This window comes from Polynucleobacter sp. 39-46-10, assembly GCF_002282275.1.
The window spans coordinates 1-4,860 of the sequence record NZ_NCJB01000193.1; the positions used below are offsets into that span (position 1 = coordinate 1).

The window sequence follows — 4,860 nt, forward strand, 5'->3', positions numbered from 1 at the left end:
GTGCACCATCAAGACAGCCGTCGGATCTGATTTCTGGCGGATGTCAAAGTAAAAAACTAAAACTACAGGAGTCAGACATGTCAGCAGGCAACATCCCCAAAATCAACGTCCGTAATTCAGTCAATGAATGTGCCCAGTCCCTCAAAAAGGAAAATGCCGGTAAATATCACAACTATGGCATCAAGGACTGCATCATTTCCATAGCAGCAACCAAGCAAAAATAATACTAAGCTATTGTTTTTAAAGAATTAATTTGGTTTATTGGGGTAGCGTTTACCGGTAAGATTACTGTAAGCCGTCCCAGCCATGACTAGCAATATTGAATCTACCATTACCGGGAAAAAGGCAAAGCGGTAGTGCATCACGTGGCCCAGCACCACAATCAAAGCTACTGCAGCTGCTGGTGGGTGCAGGCAACGCAAGATAAACATCCCCAAAATCGGCAATCACAGCCCAAGGCTGTGCCATGGGACTGCCTGGCAAAGCAAAAACCAATAAGGCACTCGCACCTAGGGATGCCATTAGCCACTCGTCAAGTCCACTAAGCTCACCAAGATACTTTGCGGTAGTGAGTACTAATATAAGGCCAATAAAAGCACCCACAACAGACCGAATTCTCTCAACCCACGGGACCTGAGGTTGATCGCCACCCAGGTAAAAGGAATAGCGTTTGAGTAGTTTTTTGTATTGCTGTCTCATACTTTCTCTATTGATATTTCTGAGCAATCATAAACCAGCATGCAATGGGAGCAAATCTGCGTAGCCAATAAAAAAGGCTGCCGAAGCAGCCTTTTAATCTCGCTAATGCGAATGCAGTATTAAGCCTTCTTAGCGTAAGCAGAACACCAGCCTGCACCGGCAACTTGCTTAGCACCAAACAGTGAGCAACCACCAGCAGCAGAACCCGCTTTACCTTGATACAAAGCGCAGTTGTCACACTTTTGGCCAGCAGCATATTTAGGGTACTTTGCTTTATCTACTTTAGAAGCGTCAGCCTTGTAACCTAAAGCAGCAGCTTGTGGATCGGTTTCAGCAACCATTGCTTGAGCTTGAACTTTACCGTTCAAAGCCAATGTGCAAGCACCAGCGGCAGACAAAATCATAAATTGGCGGCGACTATTTTTCATACATTCTCCAGAGAGTGAATTAGAACAAAATGTGTAGCTCAGCAGATCATAGATCAGAAGAAAATAGTCAGCTATAAACTATACAAGCCTTTGATTTATATAGCTATTTTGTTGAGAATAGTTCTCAAATTGAATTGGTCGTCAAGATCTACTGCCAACCCTTGAGATTCATACAAGAAATACGCTGTTTAATGTGCACACCCGATCCAGCTTCTGGATAGGCTTGAGCACAATCTAAGGCATCTTGACGAAAAGTAGCTTTGTTGTTTTTGGCTGGGTCGGTATTGACATCTGGATACAAGGAGCATCCCACCAGGATGGAGCTCAGCAGGAATCCGAAAACAGTCCCAGTCACATGCTTACTGAACTTTGAAAATATCATGCGCTAGCTCTCGCCTACCTTTTTTCAAGCAGGGATAAAAACTCTCTACGCAAATTAGAGTCTTTGAGGAAGGCACCACGCATCACGCTATTTACCATCTTGGAATCACGATCCTTCACACCGCGCCATTGCATGCAGAAGTGATCTGCATCCATCACAATCGCAACGCCAATCGGCTTGATTTTTTTCTCGAGCATGTCAGCCAGTTCCACTACTGCCTCTTCCTGAATTTGTGGACGACACATCACCCATTCAGTTAAGCGTGAGTACTTTGACAAACCAATCAAAGCCGACTCTTTGCTTGGTAATACCCCAATCCAGATGCGACCCATAATCGGGCATAGATGGTGAGAGCATGCGCTACGCACAGTGATGGGGCCAATGATCATCAGCTCATTAAGGCGACTGACATTAGGGAACTTCGTTAAAGTGGGCTGCTCAATATAGCGACCATTAAATACTTCTTTCACAAACATCTTGGCCACACGTTGACTAGTATTTTTAGTGTTGTGATCACTTTCTGTATCAATGACCAAGCTTTCTAAAACAGCCTGCATCTTTTGAGCAACCTCATCTACTAAGCCCTCAAGCTCTCCCGGCTTGATGAACGCAGAGATATTGTCATTTGCATGAAAGCGTGCTTTTTGAGCCTCAATACGACGACGAATCACCACTGACAATGGAGTGCCTGCATCATTCTTTTGGCTGGTCACTTTTTTTACAGGGGCAACTGGCGCTTTCTTAGTCGGCTTTGGGCTTACCGTTTTTTTTGTAGGAGTGTTTTTAGTCGCCATCAGTATTTATCTCGAATTATGAAAATATTTTTTAGTGTATTTAGATCTGGAAGAATATGGCTACTACGCAAGCCAAACCAGCAAGCCAAACAATAGATCGAGTGGTTGGCCAATTGGCTACATAGCAAACCAGATAAGCAATACGTGCCAATACAAATCCGATTGCTAGCAGATCAATCCTGCCTTGCGGTGCATTGGCCATGGATGCAATGATCACGGCAGCAAAAAAGAATGGAAGAGATTCAAAAAGGTTGGCTTGGGCCGCATTAGCTCGCGCCCGAAATCCTGTCTGCTTAGCAAGCCATTGCCTAGGCATGCCATTGTCATAACCCTCAAAACCTTTTTTGGCAATTCCAGCTGCAACATAGGGAAACAATCCCATGAACAGTACACACCAAGATGCAATGGTCATGACTGCGCACTCTTCTTAGAGCCAATACGGCTCTCAGTGCCATTCATTAAATTGCGGATATTGCTACGATGACGCCAGATTAATAACAAGCAAACTACTAAGAGCGCAATTGCCATTGGCTGAAAACCAAACAAGAAAACAAAATAGATGGGACCAAACACCGCTGCCGATAAAGCCGCCAAGGATGAGTAGCGCATAAACATCGCCACAATGATCCAGGTGCTTAAAGTTGCTAAGCCCAAAATCCAATTAATCCCAAACAAGATGCCGCAAGCAGTAGCAACACCCTTGCCCCCTTTAAAACCATGAAATACAGGGAATAGGTGGCCCAAGAAAACAGCGACTACTACGCCGCACAGCAACCAAGAGTTCAGTGTTGATGTTACCGATTCATCACCAAGCAATATTCTCGCTAACATCACTGCCAAGTACCCCTTCAGGGCATCACCAATCAATGTCAGAACTGCAGCAAGCTTATTGCCTGTTCGCAGAACATTGGTTGCGCCTGGATTACCAGAGCCATAAGAATGCGGGTCAGGCAAACGCATGCACTTACTCACCACTACCGCAAATGAGATAGAGCCAATCAGGTAGGCAATCGGAATCAGCAATAGATCTAAGGTTAAATTCATGGTGATATCTTAAACACTTATTGCACGGTTGATGACTGCTGTAGCCAATATATCTCTAACTGCCTCTAGGATGGTGTTGCTGATGAATCGACTTCAGACGCTCTCTAGCTACGTGGGTGTAAATCTGGGTGGTAGAGATGTCAGCATGACCTAAAAGGAGTTGCACCACCCTTAGATCTGCCCCATGGTTGAGCAAATGGGTAGCAAAAGCATGGCGCAAGGTATGTGGAGATAAGGCAACCGGAATATTGGCAATCGTGGCATACCGCTTTATCAACGCCCAGAAGGCCTGACGAGTTAGACCTGTACCAGTATGACGCCCGACAAATACGGCATCTGAAGTCTTACCCTCTAGTAAGGGTGTTCTACCCTCTGCCAAATAACGTCGTAACCACTGCCCTGCTTCTCCACCAAATGGCACTAAACGCTCCTTGCCGCCTTTGCCGTTGACAATTCTGACAATGCCCTCATTTAAGCCCAGCGCCACCGTCTTTAAAGAAACGATTTCTGAAACCCGTAAGCCGCTGGCATACATTAATTCCAGCATGGTGCGATCGCGTAAACCTAGTGGTGTCTCTACATCTGGAGCATTCAGTAAAGCCGTTACTTGATCTTCACTCAGGGTCTTAGGAAAACGTAAAGCTTGTTTAGCGGCACGCAAGCCAATACAAGGATCGCTTTTCACTAAATTGATTCGTAAAGCGTGACGGTAAAAACGCTTGAATACCGTAAGCCTACGATTGGCCGTAGTCGCCTTATCAGCACGACGGTGGGCGATATAAGCCGTCAGATCTTTTTCGGTAACACTGTAGAGATCAATGCCAGAATCTTTTTGAAGCCACTGAGCTAAGAGCAATAGATCTCGGCGATAGGCAGACAAACTGTTTTGTGCCAAGCCATCTTCTAACCAACAAGCATCACAGAAGCGCTCAATGGCTTCTTGGCTTGCTGGTGAAATCGATGGGGTCGAACCCAAGTCAGGAATCATGATTAAAGCTTGCCTTAGTCTTCCTGGCGCTTCAAGTCGCGATAGAAATTCTCATGCGGGCCAAAGGTCAAGAGCTTCACACTCTCTTCATCTAAGATCCGATACGCAAGTAAGCATTGCTGCTGAGAAAGTCGAAACTTAAAAACTTGAACCCCCAATAAATCTCCAACCTTGACCTCGCCAACAGAGGGGTCTGAGCTAATGACTCTAAGCGCGTTATCTAATTCAGTTTTTTGTTGTGGGTGTAATTTTTTAATTGCCCTAACAAACGAAGCAGTAAGAAGTAAGCGCATCAACTCAATACGTATTCACCAATAATCGGCTCTTGATCCGCAATCAAAATCTCATGGATCATTGAAAACGGTAGGTCTGGATTTTCTTGGGCAACTCTACCGATCTGAGACCAGTACTCAATCTGCTTGGGTACTGAACGATGCTCAATTTGCCCATACGCCTTGGCCTGTTCAACCAAATTTTCAGATAATTTAACGTTTATCGACATACTTACCCCCTTAGGATGATCCC

At 45.1% G+C, this 4,860-nt stretch carries 10 protein-coding genes and 1 pseudogene; 1 reads left to right on the forward strand and 10 read right to left on the reverse strand.

What is annotated here, in order from left to right; translation table 11 throughout:
• The coding region (locus B7X71_RS12280; protein WP_293600871.1) for a hypothetical protein at positions 1–224 on the forward strand (224 nt) is incomplete at its 5' end.
• Between the two features lie 24 nt (positions 225–248).
• On the opposite strand, the gene B7X71_RS17925 is transcribed toward B7X71_RS12280, so the two are convergent.
• From B7X71_RS17925 to B7X71_RS12325, 10 genes and pseudogenes are all read right to left on the reverse strand, one after another.
• Positions 249–431 (reverse strand): HPP family protein, encoded by a 183-nt coding sequence (locus B7X71_RS17925; protein WP_363927036.1) that lies wholly within the window; start codon positions 429–431, stop codon positions 249–251.
• A gap of 49 nt (positions 432–480) precedes the next feature.
• Positions 481–699, reverse strand: a pseudogene (locus B7X71_RS17930) (HPP family protein); the annotation flags it as partial.
• A 119-nt stretch (positions 700–818) separates the two neighbouring features.
• Positions 819–1,127, reverse strand: coding sequence for a high-potential iron-sulfur protein (locus B7X71_RS12290; protein ID WP_293600873.1), 309 nt, complete (start codon positions 1,125–1,127; stop codon positions 819–821).
• 148 nt (positions 1,128–1,275) lie between these two features.
• A complete protein-coding gene (locus tag B7X71_RS12295; RefSeq protein WP_293600874.1) occupies positions 1,276–1,509 on the reverse strand; it encodes a hypothetical protein in 234 nt (77 codons plus the stop codon).
• 14 nt (positions 1,510–1,523) lie between these two features.
• Positions 1,524–2,303, reverse strand: a complete 780-nt coding sequence (locus B7X71_RS12300) for a GTP cyclohydrolase I (RefSeq protein WP_293600875.1) — start codon at positions 2,301–2,303, stop codon at positions 1,524–1,526.
• A 40-nt stretch (positions 2,304–2,343) separates the two neighbouring features.
• Positions 2,344–2,715, reverse strand: coding sequence for an MAPEG family protein (locus tag B7X71_RS12305; RefSeq protein ID WP_293600876.1), 372 nt, complete (start codon positions 2,713–2,715; stop codon positions 2,344–2,346).
• Entirely contained in the window at positions 2,712–3,347 is a 636-nt protein-coding gene (gene plsY / locus B7X71_RS12310) for a glycerol-3-phosphate 1-O-acyltransferase PlsY (RefSeq protein WP_293600877.1), read from the reverse strand. Before plsY ends, B7X71_RS12305 begins: the two co-directional genes overlap by 4 nt.
• A gap of 55 nt (positions 3,348–3,402) precedes the next feature.
• The gene (gene xerD, locus B7X71_RS12315) at positions 3,403–4,335 is read right to left on the reverse strand and encodes a site-specific tyrosine recombinase XerD (protein WP_293597561.1); all 933 of its coding nucleotides are present in this window, start codon (positions 4,333–4,335) and stop codon (positions 3,403–3,405) included.
• 14 nt (positions 4,336–4,349) lie between these two features.
• On the reverse strand, positions 4,350–4,628 hold the full coding sequence (locus B7X71_RS12320) for a type II toxin-antitoxin system RelE/ParE family toxin (RefSeq protein WP_293597562.1): 279 nt from the start codon (positions 4,626–4,628) through the stop codon (positions 4,350–4,352).
• Positions 4,628–4,860, reverse strand: a 233-nt coding sequence (locus B7X71_RS12325) for a hypothetical protein (protein ID WP_293600878.1), incomplete at its 5' end; no start/stop codon positions are given. The genes B7X71_RS12325 and B7X71_RS12320, both read right to left, overlap by 1 nt.

Coding starts and splice junctions, on each gene's coding strand:
- B7X71_RS17925 (WP_363927036.1), bottom strand. CDS start 431: ATGTTTATCTTGCGTTGCCTGCACCCACCAGCAGCTGCAGTAGCTTTG.
- B7X71_RS12290 (WP_293600873.1), bottom strand. CDS start 1,127: ATGAAAAATAGTCGCCGCCAATTTATGATTTTGTCTGCCGCTGGTGCT.
- B7X71_RS12295 (WP_293600874.1), bottom strand. CDS start 1,509: ATGATATTTTCAAAGTTCAGTAAGCATGTGACTGGGACTGTTTTCGGA.
- B7X71_RS12300 (WP_293600875.1), bottom strand. CDS start 2,303: ATGGCGACTAAAAACACTCCTACAAAAAAAACGGTAAGCCCAAAGCCG.
- B7X71_RS12305 (WP_293600876.1), bottom strand. CDS start 2,715: ATGACCATTGCATCTTGGTGTGTACTGTTCATGGGATTGTTTCCCTAT.
- plsY (WP_293600877.1), bottom strand. CDS start 3,347: ATGAATTTAACCTTAGATCTATTGCTGATTCCGATTGCCTACCTGATT.
- xerD (WP_293597561.1), bottom strand. CDS start 4,335: ATGATTCCTGACTTGGGTTCGACCCCATCGATTTCACCAGCAAGCCAA.
- B7X71_RS12320 (WP_293597562.1), bottom strand. CDS start 4,628: ATGCGCTTACTTCTTACTGCTTCGTTTGTTAGGGCAATTAAAAAATTA.